Source organism: Terrimonas ferruginea DSM 30193 (assembly GCF_000425585.1).
Lineage (GTDB): Bacteria > Bacteroidota > Bacteroidia > Chitinophagales > Chitinophagaceae > Terrimonas > Terrimonas ferruginea.
In genome coordinates this window covers 1-20,684 of sequence record NZ_KE384399.1, presented here as the reverse complement: position 1 = coordinate 20,684, position 20,684 = coordinate 1, and the positions used below count along the sequence as shown (strand labels likewise).

Annotated in this window: 14 protein-coding genes; 4 read left to right on the top strand and 10 right to left on the bottom strand. The window is 49.4% G+C overall.

The window, feature by feature from the left end:
• The first annotated feature begins 22 nt into the window (after positions 1-22).
• The 3 genes from H608_RS0114560 (at position 23) to H608_RS0114550 (ending at position 4,223) form a co-directional block, all read left to right on the top strand.
• Positions 23-2,683 (top strand): PKD domain-containing protein, encoded by a 2,661-nt coding sequence (locus H608_RS0114560; protein ID WP_155990187.1) that lies wholly within the window; start codon positions 23-25, stop codon positions 2,681-2,683.
• A gap of 100 nt (positions 2,684-2,783) precedes the next feature.
• Complete coding sequence (locus tag H608_RS0114555) at positions 2,784-3,539, top strand: SDR family NAD(P)-dependent oxidoreductase (RefSeq protein ID WP_051268354.1); 756 nt, start codon at positions 2,784-2,786, stop codon at positions 3,537-3,539.
• Positions 3,540-3,719: 180 nt separating this feature from the next.
• Positions 3,720-4,223 carry a hypothetical protein gene (locus H608_RS0114550; protein ID WP_028788312.1) on the top strand — a complete coding sequence of 168 codons (504 nt, stop codon included), beginning with the start codon at positions 3,720-3,722 and terminating at the stop codon, positions 4,221-4,223.
• Between the two features lie 4 nt (positions 4,224-4,227).
• Here H608_RS0114550 and H608_RS0114545 read toward each other — a convergent pair whose 3' ends face one another.
• The 9 genes from H608_RS0114545 to ruvA all read right to left on the bottom strand — a co-directional run bounded on the left by H608_RS0114545 (position 4,228) and on the right by ruvA (position 19,129).
• The gene (locus tag H608_RS0114545) at positions 4,228-5,361 is read right to left on the bottom strand and encodes a DegT/DnrJ/EryC1/StrS family aminotransferase (RefSeq protein WP_028788311.1); all 1,134 of its coding nucleotides are present in this window, start codon (positions 5,359-5,361) and stop codon (positions 4,228-4,230) included.
• A gap of 163 nt (positions 5,362-5,524) precedes the next feature.
• Positions 5,525-6,499, bottom strand: coding sequence for an NAD-dependent epimerase/dehydratase family protein (locus H608_RS0114540; RefSeq protein WP_211227069.1), 975 nt, complete (start codon positions 6,497-6,499; stop codon positions 5,525-5,527).
• 161 nt (positions 6,500-6,660) lie between these two features.
• Entirely contained in the window at positions 6,661-7,638 is a 978-nt protein-coding gene (locus tag H608_RS0114535; RefSeq protein ID WP_028788309.1) for a glycosyltransferase family 2 protein, read from the bottom strand.
• Position 7,639: 1 nt separating this feature from the next.
• On the bottom strand, positions 7,640-8,269 hold the full coding sequence (locus H608_RS0114530) for an acetyltransferase (RefSeq protein WP_028788308.1): 630 nt from the start codon (positions 8,267-8,269) through the stop codon (positions 7,640-7,642).
• The gene (locus H608_RS0114525; RefSeq protein ID WP_028788307.1) at positions 8,266-9,372 is read right to left on the bottom strand and encodes a DegT/DnrJ/EryC1/StrS family aminotransferase; all 1,107 of its coding nucleotides are present in this window, start codon (positions 9,370-9,372) and stop codon (positions 8,266-8,268) included. Before H608_RS0114525 ends, H608_RS0114530 begins: the two co-directional genes overlap by 4 nt.
• Positions 9,372-9,869, bottom strand: a complete 498-nt coding sequence (locus H608_RS0114520) for an acyltransferase (protein ID WP_028788306.1) — start codon at positions 9,867-9,869, stop codon at positions 9,372-9,374. The genes H608_RS0114525 and H608_RS0114520 overlap by 1 nt, the downstream gene beginning before the upstream one ends.
• A 13-nt stretch (positions 9,870-9,882) precedes the next feature.
• The gene (locus tag H608_RS0114515) at positions 9,883-10,902 is read right to left on the bottom strand and encodes a Gfo/Idh/MocA family protein (RefSeq protein WP_038008626.1); all 1,020 of its coding nucleotides are present in this window, start codon (positions 10,900-10,902) and stop codon (positions 9,883-9,885) included.
• A 299-nt stretch (positions 10,903-11,201) separates the two neighbouring features.
• Positions 11,202-18,503, bottom strand: a complete 7,302-nt coding sequence (gene sov, locus H608_RS22515; protein ID WP_051268353.1) for a T9SS outer membrane translocon Sov/SprA — start codon at positions 18,501-18,503, stop codon at positions 11,202-11,204.
• Between the two features lie 44 nt (positions 18,504-18,547).
• On the bottom strand, positions 18,548-19,129 hold the full coding sequence (ruvA, locus tag H608_RS0114505; RefSeq protein ID WP_028788304.1) for a Holliday junction branch migration protein RuvA: 582 nt from the start codon (positions 19,127-19,129) through the stop codon (positions 18,548-18,550).
• Positions 19,130-19,285: 156 nt separating this feature from the next.
• Between ruvA and H608_RS0114500 the strand changes: the two genes are divergently transcribed.
• Positions 19,286-20,278, top strand: coding sequence for a beta-ketoacyl-ACP synthase III (locus tag H608_RS0114500; protein WP_028788303.1), 993 nt, complete (start codon positions 19,286-19,288; stop codon positions 20,276-20,278).
• A 188-nt stretch (positions 20,279-20,466) separates the two neighbouring features.
• Here the strand turns inward: H608_RS0114500 and H608_RS24670 are convergent.
• A partial coding sequence (locus H608_RS24670) for a hypothetical protein (protein WP_038008624.1) occupies positions 20,467-20,684 on the bottom strand: 218 nt, incomplete at its 5' end.

Here is a 20,684-nt window from a genome sequence, read left to right as displayed (position 1 = left end):
CTTAAAGTTGCCGGAAATATTGATGAAGAAGATTTTTGTTTTACTGCTTATTTGTTTTGCCTTTACTGCCCCTGCCATTGCAGCGCACATTAAGGGAGGATTTTTTACATACCAATACCTCGGCCCGGGTTCATCTGCCAACTCCAGCCGTTACCGTATTACGCTCACCGTTTACATGCAATGTCCGCCGCTGAGCAGTGCGCAGGTCAGCAATCCCATCAAATTCACTTTTTTCAATGGCGGCAATAATGCCTTCATACAAACCTCTCCTGATGTTTTTATCGCCAACCGTTATGAATTGCGCAAGGATTCCGATAACCCTTGTATTACCGGTGATCAGCGGGAGTGTTATTATACGGTAGTAGTATATGATCTGGCCAGCATCGAGCTGCCCAACCTGCCGAACGGTTATACGATCTCTTACCAGCGTTGCTGCCGGATTGCCGGTGTAATGAACGTAAGCAACTCCGACAACGTAGGCAACACCTGGGCCATCGGCATCCCGGGCACTACTACTATTCCCAATGGTTTTATCAATAACAGCCCGCAGTTTGATGTGAATGATACTGTGGTGGTTTGTGCGGGCAACTATTTTGAATATTCCTTCCAGGCTACCGATCCCGATGCGGCCACGCTGGGTGATCAGCTTACCTATGAATTTTGTGATGCATGGTCGGGAGGAGGACCGGGAAATGGTACAGGCCCCACCAGCGCCGAACCCAATCCTGCCGCCGCACCGCCTTACAACATTGTCCCCTACGCCAATGGTTACAACGGATCCCAACCGTTGGGATTGCAGGTAACCATCGATGCCAATACCGGGTTGATCAGTGGCATCGCGCCGCCGTTCAACCAGCAGGGAGAATTTGTGGTAACGGTATGCGTAAACGAAAGCCGCAACGGCGTGATCTTCGCGCGGTCACGAAAAGAACTGCACATAAAAGTAAAAAGTTGCGAAAGCACGAAGCCGGCTATCGACCTCAATACCGTTACCTGCGATGGATTCAGCCGCACATTTGTGATCAACAATCCCAATCCCGAAATCCGCACGCTCTACTGGGAATTCGGTGACGGTGCCACCTCCACTGCAATGAGTCCTACACATACTTATGCGGCGGCCGGTGATTATACCATCAAAGTAGTTTCCAACCGCGGCGACCTTTGCGCAGATTCAACAACAGGCATCGTAAAAATTTATCCCGGCTTCTTCCCCGAATTTGATATCAACGGGGTTTGCCTCACCAACCCCGTACAATTCGTCGACCGCACCACCACCAACTATGGCGTTGTTGACACCTGGCGTTGGGATTTCGGCGACCTTACCACGATTGCAGATACTTCGCGTGCGCAAAACTCGCAATGGACCTATGCCGGTATCGGTACCAAGTCTGTACGCCTCATCGTCACCAACAGCAAGGGATGTGTAGACACATTGATCAAACAAGTGGACATCATCGATAAGCCACCTATCACACTGGCATTTAAAGACACATTGATCTGTGTGCCCGACAATGTACAACTGCAGGCATCGGGCAGTGGCAATTTCAGCTGGACACCAAACACCTTTATCACAAATGCCAATACAGCCACGCCCACGGTTAATCCGCCTGTTACCACTACCTACCATGTACAACTCGACCAGGCAGGATGCATCAATACCGATTCTGTACGCGTGCGCGTGGTAAACTTCGTTACGTTGTCCGTAATGCCGGACACCACGATTTGTCTGACCGATACCGTGCAGATACAAACCAACTCCGACGGTCTGCGTTACACATGGACGCCAGCCGCCACGATCCTCGATCCCACCGTGCAGGATCCTTTTGTAGTGCCGGTAAATCCGGTGACCAATTACCAGGTTACTGCCCGCATCGGCAGTTGCGCAGCTACGGATAACATTACAGTGCGTGCCGTTCCTTACCCGGTTGTCAATGCCGGTCCGGATACCACGATCTGTTATGCTACGCCGGCGTTCCTGCATGGTTCACATGACGGCACACGCTTTACCTGGTCGCCCACCTCCACATTGTTGAATGCGGGTACGCTCAATCCAACCGCTTATCCTGCAGGATCGGGTCCGCGGCCCTATGTACTGACTTCCTACAATGATGTATCGGGATGTCCGAAGCCAGGCCGCGATACGGTAGTGATCACGGTGAAACCTAAAATAATTCCATTTGCCGGCAATGACACTGCGGTAGTAGTGGGACAACCCTTACAATTCAACGCCACGGGCGGTGTTACCTATAGCTGGAGTCCGGCAACAGGATTGAACAATACCACCATCGGTAATCCGATCGGGGTGTATCCGGCCAATATCGACAGCATTCGTTATCGCGTATTAGTATTCAACGATATTGGCTGTGTTGATTCATCGTTTGTAAAAGTGACCGTCTTCAAAACCAATCCGTATGTATTTGTGCCAACGGGTTTCACACCAAATGGTGATGGCCTCAATGATGTGGTGCGTCCGATTGCGGTAGGCGTAAAAGAAATTAAATATTTCCGTGTATATAATCGTTGGGGACAGATGGTTTTCTCCACTACTACCAATGGCCATGGCTGGGATGGACGCATCAATGGCGCGCTGCAGGGCAGCAACGTCTTTGTGTGGATGGTTGGCGCCGTGGATTATACCGGAAAGAATATTACATTGAAAGGAACGGTGACGCTGATACGATAGGTGAATGGTGAATGGTCAATCGTGAATCGTGAATCGTCAATAAACACCCTGTTATCCATAACTTATTACTTATAACTTAATACTTACTACTTACAACGCTATGATAGTAATGATCACCGGAGCTACGTCCGGTTTTGGTAAAGCCTGTGCAGAAAAATTTGCCGCTACCGGGCATCATCTCATTCTTACCGGGCGCAGGAAAGACCGCCTGAAAGAAGTATGCAATTCACTCGAAGACCGTTTTGGCATCACGGCATTACCCCTTCTCTTTGATGTACGCGATCAGCAGGCGGTATTTGAAGCCGTGGAAAGCTTAAGCGCGGAATGGCGGGCAATAGATGTGCTGGTGAACAATGCCGGCCTTGCGTTGGGAAGGGATTATTTTGATGAAGCGCAGGTAGAAGACTGGAACACCATGATCGATACCAATGTGAAAGGTTTTCTGTATGTAGCAAAAGCGGTTTCCGCATTGATGATCCCGCGGGGTAAAGGCCATATCATTAACCTGGGTTCCATTTCAGGTAAGGAAGTATATGAAAAAGGGAATGTATACTGTGCCACAAAATTTGCGGTCGACGCGCTGAACCAGGGCATGCGCATCGATCTGTTGCGGCACGGCATCAAAGTAACGGCCGTCAACCCGGGCGCGGCAGATACAGAATTTTCATCCGTGCGTTTTAAAGGCGATGAGTCGGCAGCGCGTAAAGTGTATGAAGGCATCGAACCGCTGACGGCGGAGGACGTGGCAAATACGGTTCACTATTGCACCACCCTGCCGCCACACGTTTGTATCAATGATATTACCATGACCTGTCTCCGGCAGGCCAATAGTTTTTATGTAGACAGAAAACTTTAACCGCTAAATAAAAACACTTAAAAAGGCCGGAAATCCGGCCTTTTTGGCTTAAATATTGCCTAAATGGAGCAAAAAGGAGCCAGAATCTCAGTGCACCACCACAATGCCGTTTATAAAGATTCGTTTTTTGTATTATCTTTATAGCAGATTCCAAATCCTATTAAAGCCGTCTAGAAACTAATGAAAAGCTACCTCGTAACCGTCCTGATATTGCTCAGTATTTCCTCCTTTGCACAGGAACGCATCCGTATTCAGTCCTGCGAAGATTCTAACATGAATCGCCAGGTCGACAGCATCAAATCCTTCTATACAAACGATGGTTTCATTCTGCTCAAAGAAGCTTCTATTACCATGGAAAGCGACTATGAGATGCCCGTGGTGGTGCCCCTGACACAAGGCAGCTGGTACCAGTTTGTTTTTGTAGGCGACCAAACATCACGCTTGTACGAAGTGCGCATGTTCGACTGGCGCGAACGCCAGGTGGTTTTCAAACAAAACAAATGGGCTGATATCGATGGCAACATCATCTCCTACTCTTATATCCCGCAATTCTCGGAATTTCATATGATGAAACCCGTGCAGGTTAACAAAAAGAAAAAGAAGGGACTTTGCGGCTACGTAATGTTGTTCCGCAAAAACATTCCTCCCGGTGCGCAGATAAAAAACGGTAATGTAAATCCCTGAATGATCAGGCGGGCAGCAACAGCCTTCTGAATACGGCAATCACCTTTTCAATATCTTCTTCTTTCATCGGCACATACAGCGGCAGTATAATGCTATTATCCGAAGCGACTTCCGATACCGGTAATGAGACATCCGCGTACGCAGGAAGATAAGCGCGCTCACGATGCGATGTCATGATCCCGCGTCTCGAAGAAATTCCTTCATCCAGCAACTGCTGCATCAATTCATTTCTTGGTATTGCACAATCATCCAGCAAGCGAACACTGTAAGACTGATAATTGGAGAAATACCCTTCCGGTTCCAGGGGCAAACGGATGCCAGGAATATCCGCAAGTGCTTCATGATAGCGGTAAGCGATCTTGCGGCGTTCTTCCACAATGGCATCCAGGCGTTGAAGCTGGCAAATACCTACCGCCGCCTGGATATCCGTCATCCGGTAATTATAGCCCAACTCCAGGTGTTCTTCAAAAATGATTTTAGCAGACTCATGCCTTACGCGATCGTTGACCGACATGCCATGCTGCCGCAATAATTTCAAACGTTGTGCATACGCCGGGTTATCGGTAGTGATCATGCCGCCATCACCTGTAGAGATCACTTTTCTCGGATGAAAAGAAAAACAAACGAGTGAAGAATGACTGCCGATGCGTCCGCCTTTATAAGCAGAACCAGCGGCACAGGCCGCATCTTCGATCAACACCAGTCCGTGTTTTTGTGCCAGTTGCTGAAAAGCATCGATGTCTGCCGGCAACCCTATCTGATGCACCAGCAGGATCGCCCTGGTGCGTGAAGTAATTCTTTTTTCCGTGTCCTTTACATCAAGATTATAAGTAACCGGATCAATCTCGGCAAACACCGGATGCGCCCCTACATACCGTATTGCATTTGCAGTAGCGATATAACTCATCGAAGGGCAGATCACTTCGTCTCCTTCGCTCACTCCGGCAACGATCATGGCAAGGTGCAGCGCTGTTGTACAATTGGATACCGCTACTGCATGCTTTGCACCCGTATAAGCTGCAAAAGCTTCTTCAAATGCAGCCACCTTCGGTCCCTGCGTAATCCATCCCGTGAGGATGGTATCATAAGCAGCCTGTGCTTCCGCTTCAGTGAGATATGGCTTGGCGATGGGAATCATGTGAGTTATAGGTTTTAGGTAATAAGTTATAGGTGTAAAGGCAAATGGTTTAAGCCGTAGTATCTGCGTGATGTGAAAATGTGCCCGCCTTCAGCGGGGCCATGTGTAAATGTGTCTTTTGTCTCTCATTTTCACATCTGCCAAAGGCAGCACATTTACACATCTACACATTAATGGCTGTTTTACCAAAATACCATTCACTCAACTCCTTCATGCCTTCTTCCAAATCAACCTGTGGTTCGAAGTTGAGCAATTGACGTGCTTTGGTAATATCGGCAAGGCGGCGGCGGACCGGGTTCACCGTACTCTCTTCGCGGAATTCGGGTTGGAGATCGGCGTTATTTACTTTCAGCAAAATATCCAGCAACCCGGCGAGGCTTGTTTCCACACTGTTGCCGATATTGAAGGCTTCGTCTGTTACCTCCGCTTCGAGGGCCGCTATGTTGGCGCGTGCAATATCTTTTACATAAACAAAATCCATGGTAGTGCCACCATCGCCGTAGATCAATGGAGCACGTTTGTCGCGAATGCAATCCAGCCACTTGATCATTACTTCCGTATATTTTCCATCCGTATCCATGCGCGGGCCGTAGGCATTGAAGTAACGAAGCGCTACATAATCGAGACCGTACATGAATTTATAACTTCTCCATAGTTGCTCTCCCCACATTTTCGCTCCGCCATAAAAGGTCTGGTTATGGTAAGGAGGATCCGTTTCGGGTGTGGGAAAATGAGTAGCCAATCCGTATACAGAGGCACTCGAGCTATAAATGACTTTTTTAATCTTATGTTTTACACACAGTTCCGCCAGTTCAAACGTTGCCTGGATCATTACTTCAAACCCATCGCGCGGATTAGCAGCGCAGGCATTGATACGCAGTGCCGCCATGTGAAATACATAGTCACAACCTGTAAGACATTTATCCAATAATGCCGTATCGCGGATATCGCCCAGGTGAAACTCCACCGCCGGATGAGTGGCAAATTTTTCCATATTGGCTTTACTGCCCCGGATAAAATTATCGATGATGATCACTTTGGCCGGACCACGTTGCAGCAATTCTTCCACCACATACGAGCCGATAAAACCGGCACCGCCGGTTACAAGAATTACTTTATTTTTTATTGTCTGACTCATTTTTATGTTTTGATAACGGAACGGCCGTTATAAGTTTTAAGTGATAAGTTGTAAGTTATAAGTAAAACAGCCATGGCTTTTTATGGACGATCGAGAGACTCAGTCACCGACTCATTCATTCACCTATTACCTCATTGACTTATTGCCTTCCTGACGATTCATTATTGGCTCATTCGTTCCGGTTTTGAATTTTGACTTTTGACTTCCCCCAGGTCTTCCACCGCATCGATCAGGAACACGGGACGGCGGCGGCTGGCATCGAGCGTGCGCCATAAATACTCGGCAATAATGCCCAGGGAAATATTGGTAATGCCAAATCCTACCAGCAGTATCGACATCAGCATCGGCCAGCCGCTGGCAAGGTCATCCGCCACTATCTTTCTCGTTACCAGGTAAAGCGTCCATAACACACCTACAATAAAAAAGAGGATGCCCATATAGGACACCAGGCGAATCGGTGCATAGGAAAACGACACGAATGAATCCACCAGCAGTTTGATCTTTTTTGCCAATGTCCATTTAGACTTACCCGCCTTGCGGCTCAGCTTCTGGTATTCGATATGATCCTGCCGGAAACCGGCATTGAGGATTTGTAAAAAAACAGAGGAATGCGCTTCTGCATGTTTATTGACTGCTTCACCCACCTTCCGGTTGAACAACACGATATCAAATCCTTTCAAGGGGTACCGTTTATTGACATAGCGCTGCATCAATCCTGCATACCAGCGCGAGAAACGTTGTTCAAACCATCCGTTTTGTGTGCCCGCACGGTGCGCCCAAACTATATCTGTGCCATTGATTGCCTTGTCATACATCGTGAGAATATTCTCCGGCGGATCCTGCAGGTCGGCGTATAAGAAGGTAATATAATCGCCGGTTGCATGTAAGATGCCTGCACGCAGAGCAGCATGCGAACCATAATTCTGTGAAAGGCTGATGAGCCGGGTACGCAGGGGAAATGCCGTACTACGGATCATTTCTACCGAATGATCGGCAGAACCGTCGTTGACCAGTAATATTTCAAAACGCAGTTGCGGCTGCGCATCCGCAAACCGGTTGAGTTCACCGGCAAGCCGCGCGATATTTTCCTCTTCATTCAGAAAAGGAATAATAATGGTGATATCCGGTTGTGTAGGCATATTACTGCTTTTTAAAAATTCTGGCGGGATTGCCGGCTACGGTATCGCCTGGTGCCACATCACGCACCACCACACTGCCTAATCCTACCAATGCACCTGCTCCTATCGTTAAACCATTTCTTACCCCTGTGCCGCTGCCGATATAACAGTTGCGGCCAATGGTTACTCCGCCAGCTATCGTAACATTACTGCCGATCAGGCTGTAGTCACCGACAACAGCGTCGTGATGAACAACGGTATTGGGAAGCATACAAACATGATCACCGATCACCGCGTTGCTGGTCAATACCACACCCGCCATGATCAGGCAATTGGTACCGATCCTTACAGCCCTTCCAATCTTTGCAGATGGATGAATGATGGAAACAAAACGTTCCGCTGGTATGCCCAGGGAAGCGATTGCCTCCGCACGGTGTTTATACGTAAGCGGGCTTCCGGGAACGGCCAGCACGCGCGCAGCCGGATATTGCTGCAATACATCGCGTTCACAGATTTTTACACCGGTGGCCTTGTTACGCTTTTGCGGATCGTCGTCGATAAAGCCCAGCAATTCATAACGGCTTTCATCGATGCAATCCAGTGCTTCGAGCGCATTGCCGTTGTAAGGAAATATGATCAACTGTTCTTTCATGCACGATAGGCATTCATTACATGGATAACACGGTCTACTTCTTCGTCTGTCATCTCCGGATACATCGGAAGCGACAGGCAATGCGCCGCGAGATATTCTGCGTGCGGGCAATCGCCCGGCCGGTAATTCAGGTGTGCATAGGCCTGCTGCAAATGACAGGATACGGGATAATGCAAACCGGGATGAATATGTTCCGTCTTCAGGTAATTCATCAACCCGTCACGATCGGCGGTGGTGACTACGAACAAATGATACACCGACACATGTCCTTCCGGTTGTTGCTGCATTTGCACCGCTTCATTTTTTATTTCCTGCTGATAGCGTTTCGCAATGGCCTGACGACGCTGATTCCAGGACGGCAGGTAGCGTAATTTAATCCGGAGCGATGCCGCTTCCAAGCCGCCCATGCGCATGTTGAATCCTAATTCTTCATGGTAATAACGCACCACCGACCCGTGGTTGCGCAGGCTGAGCAAACGTTGATAGTATTCCTCTTTGTTGGTGGTAATGCCGCCGGCTTCGCCGGTTGCGCCGAGATTTTTACCGGGGTAAAAACTAAAGCAGGCCATTTCCCCGAAACCTCCTACAGGCTGCCCTTTGTACACGGCGCCTTGTGCCTGTGCCGCATCTTCGAGCAAAAACAAATCGTGTTTGTCGCAGATGTTGCGGATCGCGTCCACATCAAATGGCTGACCATACAGATGCACGCCCACAATCGCTTTGGTACGCGGTGTTATTTTCTCTTCCACTTTTGCCGGGTCTATTTCCCAGGTAAACGGATCGCAGTCGATGAATACAGGCGTTGCGCCGGTATACGATACGCCCCAGGCCGTAGCAATAAAAGTATTGGCAGGAATGATCACTTCATCACCGGCACCGATCTTGAGCGCCAGCATCGCCAGATGCAAAGCCGAGGTTCCGTTGTTGACCGCCACTGCATGCGCGGTATGACAAAAAGCAGCAAAATCTTTTTCAAAGGCTTCGGCGAATTGTCCGCCGGAAAAAGCCGTTTGTTCATATACTTCTTCAAATGCCGCAAAAATCTCCTGCTTCAGTTGCTGATGCTGGCGTTTGAGATCGAGGCATGGAATAACAGCTTGCATTACTCTGGGTTTATGGTTTTGATGACGCGCGCCGGATTGCCGATCGCTACGCCATAGGGCGGAATGTCTTTCGTTACAACGGCACCGGCTCCGATCATGGCATGTGCGCCGATGGTGATGCCACAAATGATCGTGGCATTGCTGCCGATCGAAACCCCTTCTTCGATATGCGTTTCAACCAACTGCCAATCGTCTGCTGTCTGCGGTTGCCCGTCGGGACGTGTGGCTCGCGGAAACAGATCATTGGTAAACATCACGCCATGTCCCACGAATACGCGGTCGGCGATATGTACTCCTTCACAGATAAACGTGTGGGAGGATATTTTGCAATTGCTTCCGATGGTGACGCCTTTTTGTATTTCAACAAATGCGCCGACCTTGCTTCCGTCGCCGATGGTGCATCCGTATGCGTTCACAAAGTCGAAGATCTTTACGCCTTCCCCTATCGTCACGTTGTTCAGGCTTTGCCTGGGTGTATTGATGGTTACCGTTTCCATATTCAGCTTATGCTCAGCAATGAGCGAGTTTAATTTCTTTTCCGTTTTGCCGGATCGATTCCTGCGATGCTTCCAGTATCTGTACTACCTGCAGTCCCAATCTTGCGTTGGCCAGCGGTTCCACCTGTCCGAGGATGGATTGTATAAAATCATTGGCCACGCCGGCGAGTGCTTCCTGGCCCGACAGCTTTGGAATGTATACGTCGCCGGTGCGGTAGTCGACCATGATATGTTTGCGGTCTTCTTCCGTTTTCATGTTATAACCGGTATCGTACACGCGCACTTTCTCAGACGGTTCGAGGTCATTGTACACGATCATTTTTTTATCCCCACCGATCAGTGTGGAGCGCACTTTCACGGGTGATGTCCATGAACAGTTGAAGTGCGCAATAAAATCGGATTGATAGTTGACCGTCATGTAAGCGATGTTCTCAATGTTGTTGCCGGTATGCGAGATACCGGTGGCATTGATGCTGCAGGGCTTATCAGTAACAAGATACGTAAGAATAGAGAGGTCGTGCGGGGCAAGGTCCCACAGCACATTGATATCGGGCTGGAACAATCCCAGGTTGATACGTGTAGAGTCGAAGTACCGTGGTAAGCCGATCACCTGCGAGTCGATCAGTTCTTTCATTTTCTGCACGGCCCCGGTATAGAGAAAAGTATGATCCACCATCAGTGTCAGCCCTTTCTGTGCCGCGAGATTAATGAGATCCTGTGCTTCAGCAACAGAAGCGGTCATCGGTTTTTCCACCAGCACGTGTTTGCCTTCGAGCAGCGCTTTTTTTGCCAGCTCATAATGCGTGAACACGGGTGTTGCGATCACAACAGCATCGATATCCGGGCTGGAAAACACATCGTCGACACGGGTGGTACGTTCGATTGATGGAAAGTTACGGGCCAGTAAATCCAGGCGTTGCGGCCGTGGGTCTGCTACCAGTTTTACTTCACAGTTGGAAGCAGCGAAAAAATTGCGGACAATGTTAGGGCCCCAATAGCCATAACCGATCACGCCGAGTTTGATGGTCTGCATGGTATGTTCGTTTCCGGAGTTCCGGGTTATGAATCAATACAGCACAGCTTTGTCAGCCAAAGCGTTGCTTGACAGTTCATCAGTGGATATGCATTAGTGATTTTTGGAGTAGGATAATACCGGATACCTGCAAGAACAGGCTTTTACCAGCTAATCGGAACAAGGCAACAGACGGGACCTGTCAGTTCTTTTTGCTTAACCTGGTCAGCCATTGCAAAACGCTAACCGGGAAGCAAAGTACAAAATAAATGGTTACCCATAGATAAAACCCCGGAAATATTTCACTTCCGGGGCTTCTGTTACTGCGCAAGAGATACCCTGATCTGTAGTCCTCCCCTGGTATTCGTGATCGGGAAGGCATTACTGATTTTCGGAATATTGCGGTTTTGTTCGTAATACAGTTTAAGGCTGATGCGGTTATTCAACACATAATCAATAGACGGCGCAATACGGATCACTTTCTGTCCGGCTGTACCAAAAGCCTGATCCTGATCCAGTTTGCTGTTAGCCGTGGCATCATCGCGCAGGCTGAAATCGAAACGGAACGTCACGTCATTGTCCAGCTTCATTCCATTCTTGCCGATCTTGATATTTTTGATCAGCGGCATGCCTTTTTTCCGCCAGTTGAATCCGAAGGTTACTTCCGTTGAACGGTTTTCCGCCAACTGGTAGTCGATCAGGCTAAGGCTCAAGGTCCGGGTTTTGCGGTATTCGAATCTTGTACCAAGTTGGTTGGTAAACGTTACATCGATTTCGATCAGCGGATCGAATGATTCCTGGATGGTAATATTCGGTACCAGGAAGTAAGGGATATAGTTGCCATTCTGATCTCTGAATTCAGGGAAGCCAATGCGGAACCTGTCGGCAAACAACAGCGCCGTGTTGAAGCTGTTCATGCCAAGCGTGCTGTGATATCCGTGACGCAGCGTTACGTTGCTGAACAATTTATCCAGTCCCGGCATGCGCGATAAGCCATTGTAAGTGATTGTCCAGTTGGGGCGCGGCAATATGCCTCTGAACGGATTCGAGCGCATGTTGGGGTTGTCGTTCTTAATGAGGCTGATGGAATTCGGATCTTTTTTGGTGTATGCCGCGAGGAACGCCGGTATTACCACATCCTGCGCATATCGTCCATAACCTTCCCAGTAGCCATCTGCATCCTGACCAGCTCCCGAAGCATAAGGGTTCAGCCCTTTCAGGCGGTTCGACAGTATCAACCTGTTGTCCTCGAATTGCCGGAAAGTTTCCGATACTTTGTTCGGATCAAACTTCTGGAACATCGTCTGGTACGATATATAACTTACGCTGAAGCTACCCGCCGCATAAGGATTCAACCGGGTGAGTCCCACGTTGTCTACTTTGCTCGTGTCTTTGTAAAGCTCAGAGTATTGTTTGCTGAATGTTTTATCGAGGTTCAGGTCGATGGTCAGATCGCGGATCGGACTTATCTGCGCTTTCAGGCTCATCCGCTGGTTGTACCGCTGCTGGATCATGGCCGACATCATGGTATCGGTCGACAGCAATCCTTTATTACCGAACCGGTTGATCCAGCTCGTGTCGGGTTGCCCGCCGAATATGAAACCAAGACCCGGATTACCGTTTCGCAAATTGGTACCGAGCACCTGTGTACTGTCCATGTAACCCGGCAGTGTAGTACCCATGTCTTCCGTGTATTGCAGGCTCACGGTTTTCAGGGCAGTGAGCACGCGGCCACCGGTACGGGCGAAGCCGCTGATCTCCATCGGCTGATTACGTCTTGCTTCGCGGTCGCGGCGGCGTTGTTCTCTCGCTTTGCGGCGGAGATCACGTTTGTATTTTTTGCGCTCCTTGCGTGTCATTTTTGCCACAACAGAATCGGGCAATGCGCCATTGTCGACCTGCGGCACGGCAGGCTGGTTGGCATTATTATTCCGTCCCTGATTATTATTGTTGTTGGTATTATTCTTCGGACGTGGCTGTGCATCCATGGCTACTGCACGCAGGAACCTTGATTTGCTATACAGTTGTTCGAAGTTCAGTTCGGCATTCAGGTTTTTGGTCTGGGTATTGGAAATGGTATTACCCAGGTCATTGCCATACTGTGTTGCCAGCAGCGATCCTGCCAGCCAGTTGTAGCTCGCCGTATAACTCGCACGTATTTGTGTCCAGTCGAGGAACGGCAGCTTCTGCGTAGGCAATGTATAACTTAAGGTAGCCTGTTGTGTAAAGTTGGTATTACGTCCGCCTTTGTAGAGGTTCGATCTTACGGAATCTTTTTTGGGACCGGTGTCGATACGTCCGAATGGTTCATCCACGCGCGCGAAGTTGGTAGCCGTATAATCGAATACCAGTGATCGTGTGAAGCTCCATTGCAGGATATAATAACGGTCGAATGTAAAATACTTGTCGTAGGTCTCCGGTATCTTATAAGGACCACCGCCGATATTGCGCGGTCTTACTGCACCGAACTGACGGAACACATCTGCACGAAAACTCAACTGCGAAGGCACATAGTTGATGTTAAAGTCTTTGATAAATGCCAGCCATCTTGAAGTAGACTTCACCAATTTCTTAAACGGTTCTATAAACCGCGGTTGCGGTGCATAGTTGTAGCCCAATGCCGCACGTGTTCTGCGCATTTCTTCCTGCTCGATCAGCGGGCTATGGTGCTGCATGCTGATATAAGAATACGTGACATCGAAGTTGGAAGCGCTCCAGATTTTCGGACGTTTGCCATCGATCTTCAATTTTTTGACATTGGTAAAATTCAATGTCTTTATTGTCACAACATCCTGTGCCTGGTTGCGCAGCGAATCCTTGGTGTTATCGGGCGCGGCGTTCAGCTTGTCTTTGTATTTAATATCGAGATCAAACGGATCGTATTCCGGTGTGCTGACGGTGCGGCTTAAAGCTGCGTATACTGGGATCTGCATGCCGAATTTTTTCGGAATCAGTTTTCCTGCATCAATATTGGCAGCGAGGTCGAAATTATAAACGTCTTCGCGGCTTCGTTCATTTACTCTTTGCTCTAGGGTTCCCCATCCTTTACTGCGCGCGGCGCCGGACAGGCTGATATTACCGAGGTCGGCCAGCCTCAGATCAACACGGCCTAATGCGGCCCATCCTCCTTTTTCATCAAGATTGGAGAAGCGTAGTTCATTGAACCATACTTCACCACATGCCACTTCCTGGTTGGTGTTTTCAACGGACAGCAGCATCGATCTTACTTCGCCCAGGTTGGGGTTACCGATGATGGCGTATGAACGGCCATTGTCTGTATTCGTTTCGCGGTAGTAAACAGATGAGCTGGCTCCCTGCGCGTTGCGTCGCATTTTCAACTGCGTCAGTTCATCCAGGTCGAAGTCGAGGTTATTGGCTTCCGGCCAGATAGCAAGGCTGTCTGTGGCACCGAAAGGTGTTTTCTTGAGCGGAACGCGTATTTCGTAGTAGTTGCCTTGCAGGTCGTTACCGAGACGAACCACGGCAGTAAGGTCATTGTCACGCAGTGGATCAGAGCCTGTGCCACCACCGGGGTTACGGCCTTCCGCGTGAATGAACATGCGTAGTTTACCGTACTGGCGCATATCGAGGTTCATGTTTTTAAATACACCACGTGTTTCGCCCTGCAACAGGTTGCAAAGCTGAAGGCTCAGCGCCTGTTCGTTGAGGAACAATTGTACGTTGTTATTGGACAGTTGCTGCTGACGGTCGATGCCGGGAGGCATTACGTAGCGGATCGGCTGACGCTGATCGTTCTCTTCGAGGTTAACTGCCAATGTATTTACCTGAGCCGGGTCGTTGGTCGGCAGGTTAACGAAGTTGCCCGATTGATCAATCTGGTATTGGAACTTACGCCATTGGTTGCGCACCAATTCCAGCTTACCAAAACGCATCACTACCTGGTCGTCGTTAAAGCCGGTAGCGAACATGCGGATGAAACGGATCGATTTGAAGTCGGGAATATTACCGACTTTACTTTCGAAAGAAGAAACCGGGATACGGAAGAGGTACCATGTTTCCTGGCGGTTGGTACCGTTGGCCAGTGGCACGGTCACGCTGCGTACGTCGGTGATGAAGTTGGTGCCCGCTGTCATGAAAGGCTTGATATCTACTTTATACTGGAAATATTCTTCCACTTCATTGAGCGTGTTGTCGCGGTTCAGTTCTTCCGCATCGGGATATTGTGTAAAGGCGTTGATGAACTGGCTGTTGCCGGTAGCGATCGGCGAGTTGCCATGCGGGTTGTTGATGCTGCGGTAACGCTCGAGGATACCTGCACCTGCCGCATCGTAAGAGGCATCACGATAAGGTTTGAAATTATCTCCGGAAGGATCTTCCTGTGCAGCAGCAGCGGCACCGGCCGGAAGACTGCTCAGGTAAGCCGCAAATTTTGCACGCTCTTCATCATCGGTAAGGCCGTCGAAACCTACGTCCTGGAAAGCACGGTCTTCAGGGTTGATGTTGAAGGCATTGGTTACCTGCATCGGGTTGGCCGGCACTTTACCCCAAACGGTGTTGTCGTCAACGCGCACATCAGGATTGGTTGGCGTGGGCAAACCATTTTCATACTGACGTTTTCCATCCTTCAATACGTCTTCTGAAATATTACCGAGGTTAAAATAAAGCTGGCCTCCGGCGCTGGAAGGATTGGAAATAAACGGATCCTGCATCCAGAACTCGATGTATTCAATATTGTTGGTCTCAAAGTCGATCTGGTCGATGTTGCGCATCAAACCTCCCCATGCCTGTGTACGGTTGATCAGGCGGTTGTTACCGTCGATACGGCCGGGGCGTGTTTCAAAGTTGTAAGGCCCTTTCTGACCGGGATAGAATGCCACGTCGAATGTATTCAGCAATCCCTGTCCGAAGTCAACGCTGCGGTTCGGAAATATTTCGCGCTGCAATACCTGCCGTGTTTCCGGTTTGGAAAGTTCATCGAGGTTATTGGCCAGCGGGTTGTTTGGATTATTTTTTTCCTGCAATACCGGTTCAATATTGTACCAGGCAATTTTTGCGCGGTTGTACCCGGAAGCGAGGTCGTTGTTCAGTGAAGACTCGGGGAACATCTGCGGTACGGAAGCCATCGTCCAGTTGATGATGGGGAAACGCAGATCAATATTGGAACGGGTACCTTCAAAGTCGTCGATATAGATCACGCCTTCATTGCCTTTGCCGATTTGTTTGGCATGACCGGGTTTCAGCACGGCCGCTTCTGCGTACGCTGTGAGCGAAGAAGTAGCATTACTATTATAGAAAGGTAGCTTGTTCAGGAATTTTGTTACACGCGGCACGTCTTTCCGGTAATCCAGGTCAACGCCATACATGGTGTTGCGTACCGGGTCATCACCATAACCTTGTTTGATGAAGAACGGACGTTCACTCAATCTTACAATCGTACCACCGATCGAAAGATTTTTATTGGCGATATAATCCAGTCGCAATCCAAGGAAGTTCTTTTGTTGCAGGCCGAAGGTTGCCTGGTTTTCATATTGTATATCAACCGGCACACCGGAAGTAAGGATCGACTGGTTGATCACCCGCAGGGTGCCGAGATCGTAGTTGATCTCATAGTCCACATTTTCCTGCAATATTTGTCCGCCGGCAGTTACGGTTACCGACCCACGCGGAATGTTGAAACCAAGCTGGTATTCGCCGGCTCCGCCACCTGCCGAGGTTGTTTTGGAGCGGCCGTTTATTTTAAAACGGTTGAGGTTGGCATAGGTTTGTGCAATAGCCTTGATGGTATCGTAAAGCGGATAATAAATGTATTTGTCGCGCAGGGTCTGCGTGCCGTATACGTATTCGAGGTCGCGCCCGAATGGTTCGAGTACGGGGAATACGATCCGGCTCATGGTCGGAATAACGGTGAATCCTTCGATATAGTCAAACTTACCATCCGGTTGCGGGTCGTTCTGGTTGTTCAGCCGGTCGAGGTTCAATAAGGAAATAATCGGTTGCCCCTCGTATTGAGGCAATACATCTGTGGGCGGCAGGTAACGCTTTTCTCCGAGGCTCGGCTCTTCATATAATACATCGAGCGTAAAGTCCTGGCGTTCGAGCTGGCCATACCCAACGGAATAAACGTTTTTCATCATCAGGTCCCAGATAGGAAGATTAGTCCTTTGAGAAGTTGCTTTCAGCAATTTCAGGAAAAGTACTTTCTGGGAATTGGCCGTGGAATCCGGCGGCACGTCCTGCGAGAATTCACCTACCTGGTATACTTTACCATTATAAGTGTATTGGTAAGCGATACCCAATACTTCGTCGGCCTGTAAGGGCTGATTCAGTGAAAGGAAACCTATTTGCGGGTTGAAGTAGTATTCGGTGGACTGCAGTTTGCGGGCGAATGTTTTTTCGAAGTCCTGAACCGGTGTAAGTCCGAAGGTACCGGTGAGCACGCTTTGGATCTGGGTGGAGTTGCGGTAGTTGGGGTTGCTTGTGATATTGGCGTAAAGCTGGTTGGCGTTGTTGTTGGGCAATGCGTTCGGGTTGCCCGGAGGGCCGGTAAACGGATTGCCTTCGCCAAGGTCCATGAATGCCACAATATCACGGGTATCGGTTGGTATGCCGGTGCGGTTGGTTACCCACACTTCCACCCGAAGAATCTGTATGTTGGAGGTTACTACCGGCAGGCGGCTCATGGCCGTATTATAATTATTACGGAAATAATGCGCCATCAGGAAGTGGCGGTTCTCTTCGTAATCATCTGCCTTGAGGGAGAAAAGTTGGGAAGCGGTACCGCCCTGTAACTGCATCGACTGACGTTGCGCACGTTGATTGGCGAGCACACCGGTCACGAATAATTTACCGAACTGGGCCTGCGTCTTCACACCAAAAAGGGATTGCACACTTGGAATAAGTGTTCCTTTCGACGTAAAGTTCACGTTACCCAACTGGAATTGTTTGATGATCTCGTCGTCCTTGCCCTGGTAGTTGAGGTTGAGCTGGTTCTCAAACTCAAAGTTGGCCATGGTGTTGTAGCTGATCGGCAAACGGAGTTTATCGCCGATATTGGCGTCTACCTGCAGTTGGGCGTTCATGTTGAAATCAAAACCTCCGTTGCGGCGCGCACGTTCGGGCAGTGTGGGGTTTTTGATATTTTGTCCCATATAGCCCGCGAGGATATCCACGTATCCCGAAGGGCGGATATCGATTTTCCCGGTACCGATGATGCGGTTGAACCAGTCGTTCTTTACATTGAATTTGGGCTTGAACCGGCGGCGGTTCATGTCGGTGAGGAGTTCGGAGCGTTTACGGAAATAATCACGTTCGTCCTGTTGCCCCTGCAGGCGTAAAAATTCTTCCTGGGAAAAAGTGGTGGGTGTGCGGTAATACTGGCTGCCGATCTTTTCGGTCATGTAGTATTGCTTCGTCACCGGATCGTATTCGATGCGGCGTTTGATAAAAGCCGTATCGCTGAGGTCGAAATAGTTGTTGTTGCGGTTGGTATAGGGATCACCGTAGCGGTCCTGCAGCGGGTAGCGCAAGGTATCGGGACGTGTGGTATCGGCAAGGGGGATGAAGCCGCGATGTTCATAACGCGCGGCAGCCTGGTGGGTACAGGCAAGCAGAAATACGGCAAAAACCACCGTGCGGAAAATATGAGCAGTGTTCAGGTTCAATGTTTTTTCTCCACAATCAATTAGTTTCCAGGAATAGGTTGGCTTCAGAGGATACGAAGGACTTTCTTGATCAGGTCTTCCAGCGGCAATTCCGGCTCTCCCGCCATCACTTTCTGCAGCGCCTGTTCGGCCGCCGGACGGTTAATACCAAGCGCAGCCAGAGCATTTAACGCATCGTGGCGCAAACTATTGTTTTTCACCGGAGAAATATTTGTTTCCAGCGGATGTTTGCTCAGTTTGTCCCGGAGTTCCAGCACTACCCGTTCGGCTGTTTTTTTCCCGATGCCCTTAATGCCTTCCAGGGTCTTGCTGTCACCGGAAGCAATGGCGCCGGCCAGTTCCTCAGGTTTCATATACGACAACATAACCCGGGCAGTAGATGCACCGATGCCGGAAACAGCTATCAGCATCTGGAACATTTCCTTTTCCCGAAGCTCGGCAAAACCGAACAAAATATGCGCATCTTCCCTGATTAACAGATGAGTATGCAGCAAACCCTTGTCTTTTCCCTGGATCTGGGAATAGGTATGCAGGCTGATCAGCACTTCATAACCGACACCCTGGATGTCAACCACGAGCGAAGCCGGGGTCAGGTGCACAAAATCTCCTTTCAGGTAAGCGATCATGGGTGCGAAAATAAGGGAAAAGCACCGCCAAAAATGCGGACCGCTGTCCGGAACGGCAACCTGTTTGCCCCGGCCGGTTTTCCGAACACCTGTTGTTCCTGTTGTAACAGGTTCTTCCTTACCTTTGACTGCTTTTATTGAAAATCAAGTACTACGATGAGCAAAAAAATCACGGCCGCTATCACTGCAGTAAGCGGTTATGTTCCGGAAGACAAACTCACCAATTTCGACCTGGAGAAAATAGTGGACACGACCGATGAATGGATCCGTAGCCGTACGGGTATCGAAGAGCGGCGCATCCTGAAAGGAGAAGGAAAAGGTATTTCGGAAATGATCGTTCCGGCTGTAAAGCAGCTTTGTGAAAAACGTGGTATCGATCCGATGGAGATCGATTGCCTGATCGTAGGCACGGTAACGCCGGACATGGTGTTTCCCGCCACTGCCAACATCGTATGTGATAAAATAGGTGCACGCAATGCCTGGGGCTTCGACGTATCGGCCGCCTGCTCGGGCTTTCTTTATACATTAACAGTAGGCACTTCACTTATCGAGAGTGGCCGTTATAAAAAAGTAGTGGTGGTGGGCGCCGATAAAATGAGCGCGATCATCGACTACACCGACCGCACCACCTGCATCATTTTTGGCGACGGTGCCGGTGCCGTACTGCTCGAACCCAATGAAGAAGGACTTGGTATACAGGACAGCCTGCTCCGCAGCGACGGCAGCGGTTGCCAGTACCTGCGCATGAAAGCCGGTGGTTCCGCTTATCCCGCTTCTGCAGAAACAGTCGCCAACCGCGAACACTACGTATACCAGGAAGGCCAGGCTGTATTCAAATTCGCCGTAAAAGGCATGGCCGATATCAGCGCCGAACTGCTCGAACGTAATAATCTAACCGGCGATGACATTTCCTGGCTGGTGCCGCACCAGGCCAACCTGCGCATCATCGATGCCACGGCCAACCGCATCGGTCTGCCCAAGGAAAAAGTCATGATCAACATCCAGAAATATGGCAATACCACAGCCGCCACTATCCCGCTTTGCCTGTGGGAATGGGAAAAACAACTGAAGAAAGGCGACAATATCGTGCTCGCTGCTTTCGGAGGCGGATTTACCTGGGGTGCCACCCTGGTGAAGTGGGCGTATTGAGGGAGGTTATAATTTTTAAGTAATAAGTTATAAGTATTAAGTTTTTTAAGGATCTGCGGAAGCGGGTCCTTTCTTTTTAAGGCAGAAGGCTTAAGGGGTAAGGCGTAAGGTGTAAGGTGTAGGGTATAAGGTTATACAGCCATATTCACTATTCACCATTGACCATTCAATGTCGTTTCCTTAAGGCTTTAGAGGTGTTTATAGTTTGAGTTTGGCGGTTTTTTTTTGAGGTGTTTCCGGGGGAAGCGTCTTGCTGGCCGGATAATTTCCTTTGTTTTCAGCAGTATACTGTCGATCGCTTTCAGACATGGAACAACCATTCCTTTGACCACCATTACATGCAAGTGATATTTGACGATGGCTAATGTATTAGTACGATTGACCTTGTATTTGTGCTTATTGCTGG

Bases quoted from the DNA above. Each gene is read 5' to 3' on its own strand.
- H608_RS0114515 (WP_038008626.1), bottom strand. From the start codon at position 10,902: ATGCAGACCATCAAACTCGGCGTGATCGGTTATGGCTATTGGGGCCCT.
- H608_RS0114525 (WP_028788307.1), bottom strand. From the start codon at position 9,372: ATGCAAGCTGTTATTCCATGCCTCGATCTCAAACGCCAGCATCAGCAA.
- H608_RS0114550 (WP_028788312.1), top strand. From the start codon at position 3,720: ATGAAAAGCTACCTCGTAACCGTCCTGATATTGCTCAGTATTTCCTCC.
- H608_RS0114520 (WP_028788306.1), bottom strand. From the start codon at position 9,869: ATGGAAACGGTAACCATCAATACACCCAGGCAAAGCCTGAACAACGTG.
- H608_RS0114545 (WP_028788311.1), bottom strand. From the start codon at position 5,361: ATGATTCCCATCGCCAAGCCATATCTCACTGAAGCGGAAGCACAGGCT.
- H608_RS0114500 (WP_028788303.1), top strand. From the start codon at position 19,286: ATGAGCAAAAAAATCACGGCCGCTATCACTGCAGTAAGCGGTTATGTT.
- H608_RS0114535 (WP_028788309.1), bottom strand. From the start codon at position 7,638: ATGCCTACACAACCGGATATCACCATTATTATTCCTTTTCTGAATGAA.
- ruvA (WP_028788304.1), bottom strand. From the start codon at position 19,129: ATGATCGCTTACCTGAAAGGAGATTTTGTGCACCTGACCCCGGCTTCG.
- H608_RS0114540 (WP_211227069.1), bottom strand. From the start codon at position 6,499: ATGAGTCAGACAATAAAAAATAAAGTAATTCTTGTAACCGGCGGTGCC.
- H608_RS0114560 (WP_155990187.1), top strand. From the start codon at position 23: ATGAAGAAGATTTTTGTTTTACTGCTTATTTGTTTTGCCTTTACTGCC.
- H608_RS0114530 (WP_028788308.1), bottom strand. From the start codon at position 8,269: ATGAAAGAACAGTTGATCATATTTCCTTACAACGGCAATGCGCTCGAA.
- H608_RS0114555 (WP_051268354.1), top strand. From the start codon at position 2,784: ATGATAGTAATGATCACCGGAGCTACGTCCGGTTTTGGTAAAGCCTGT.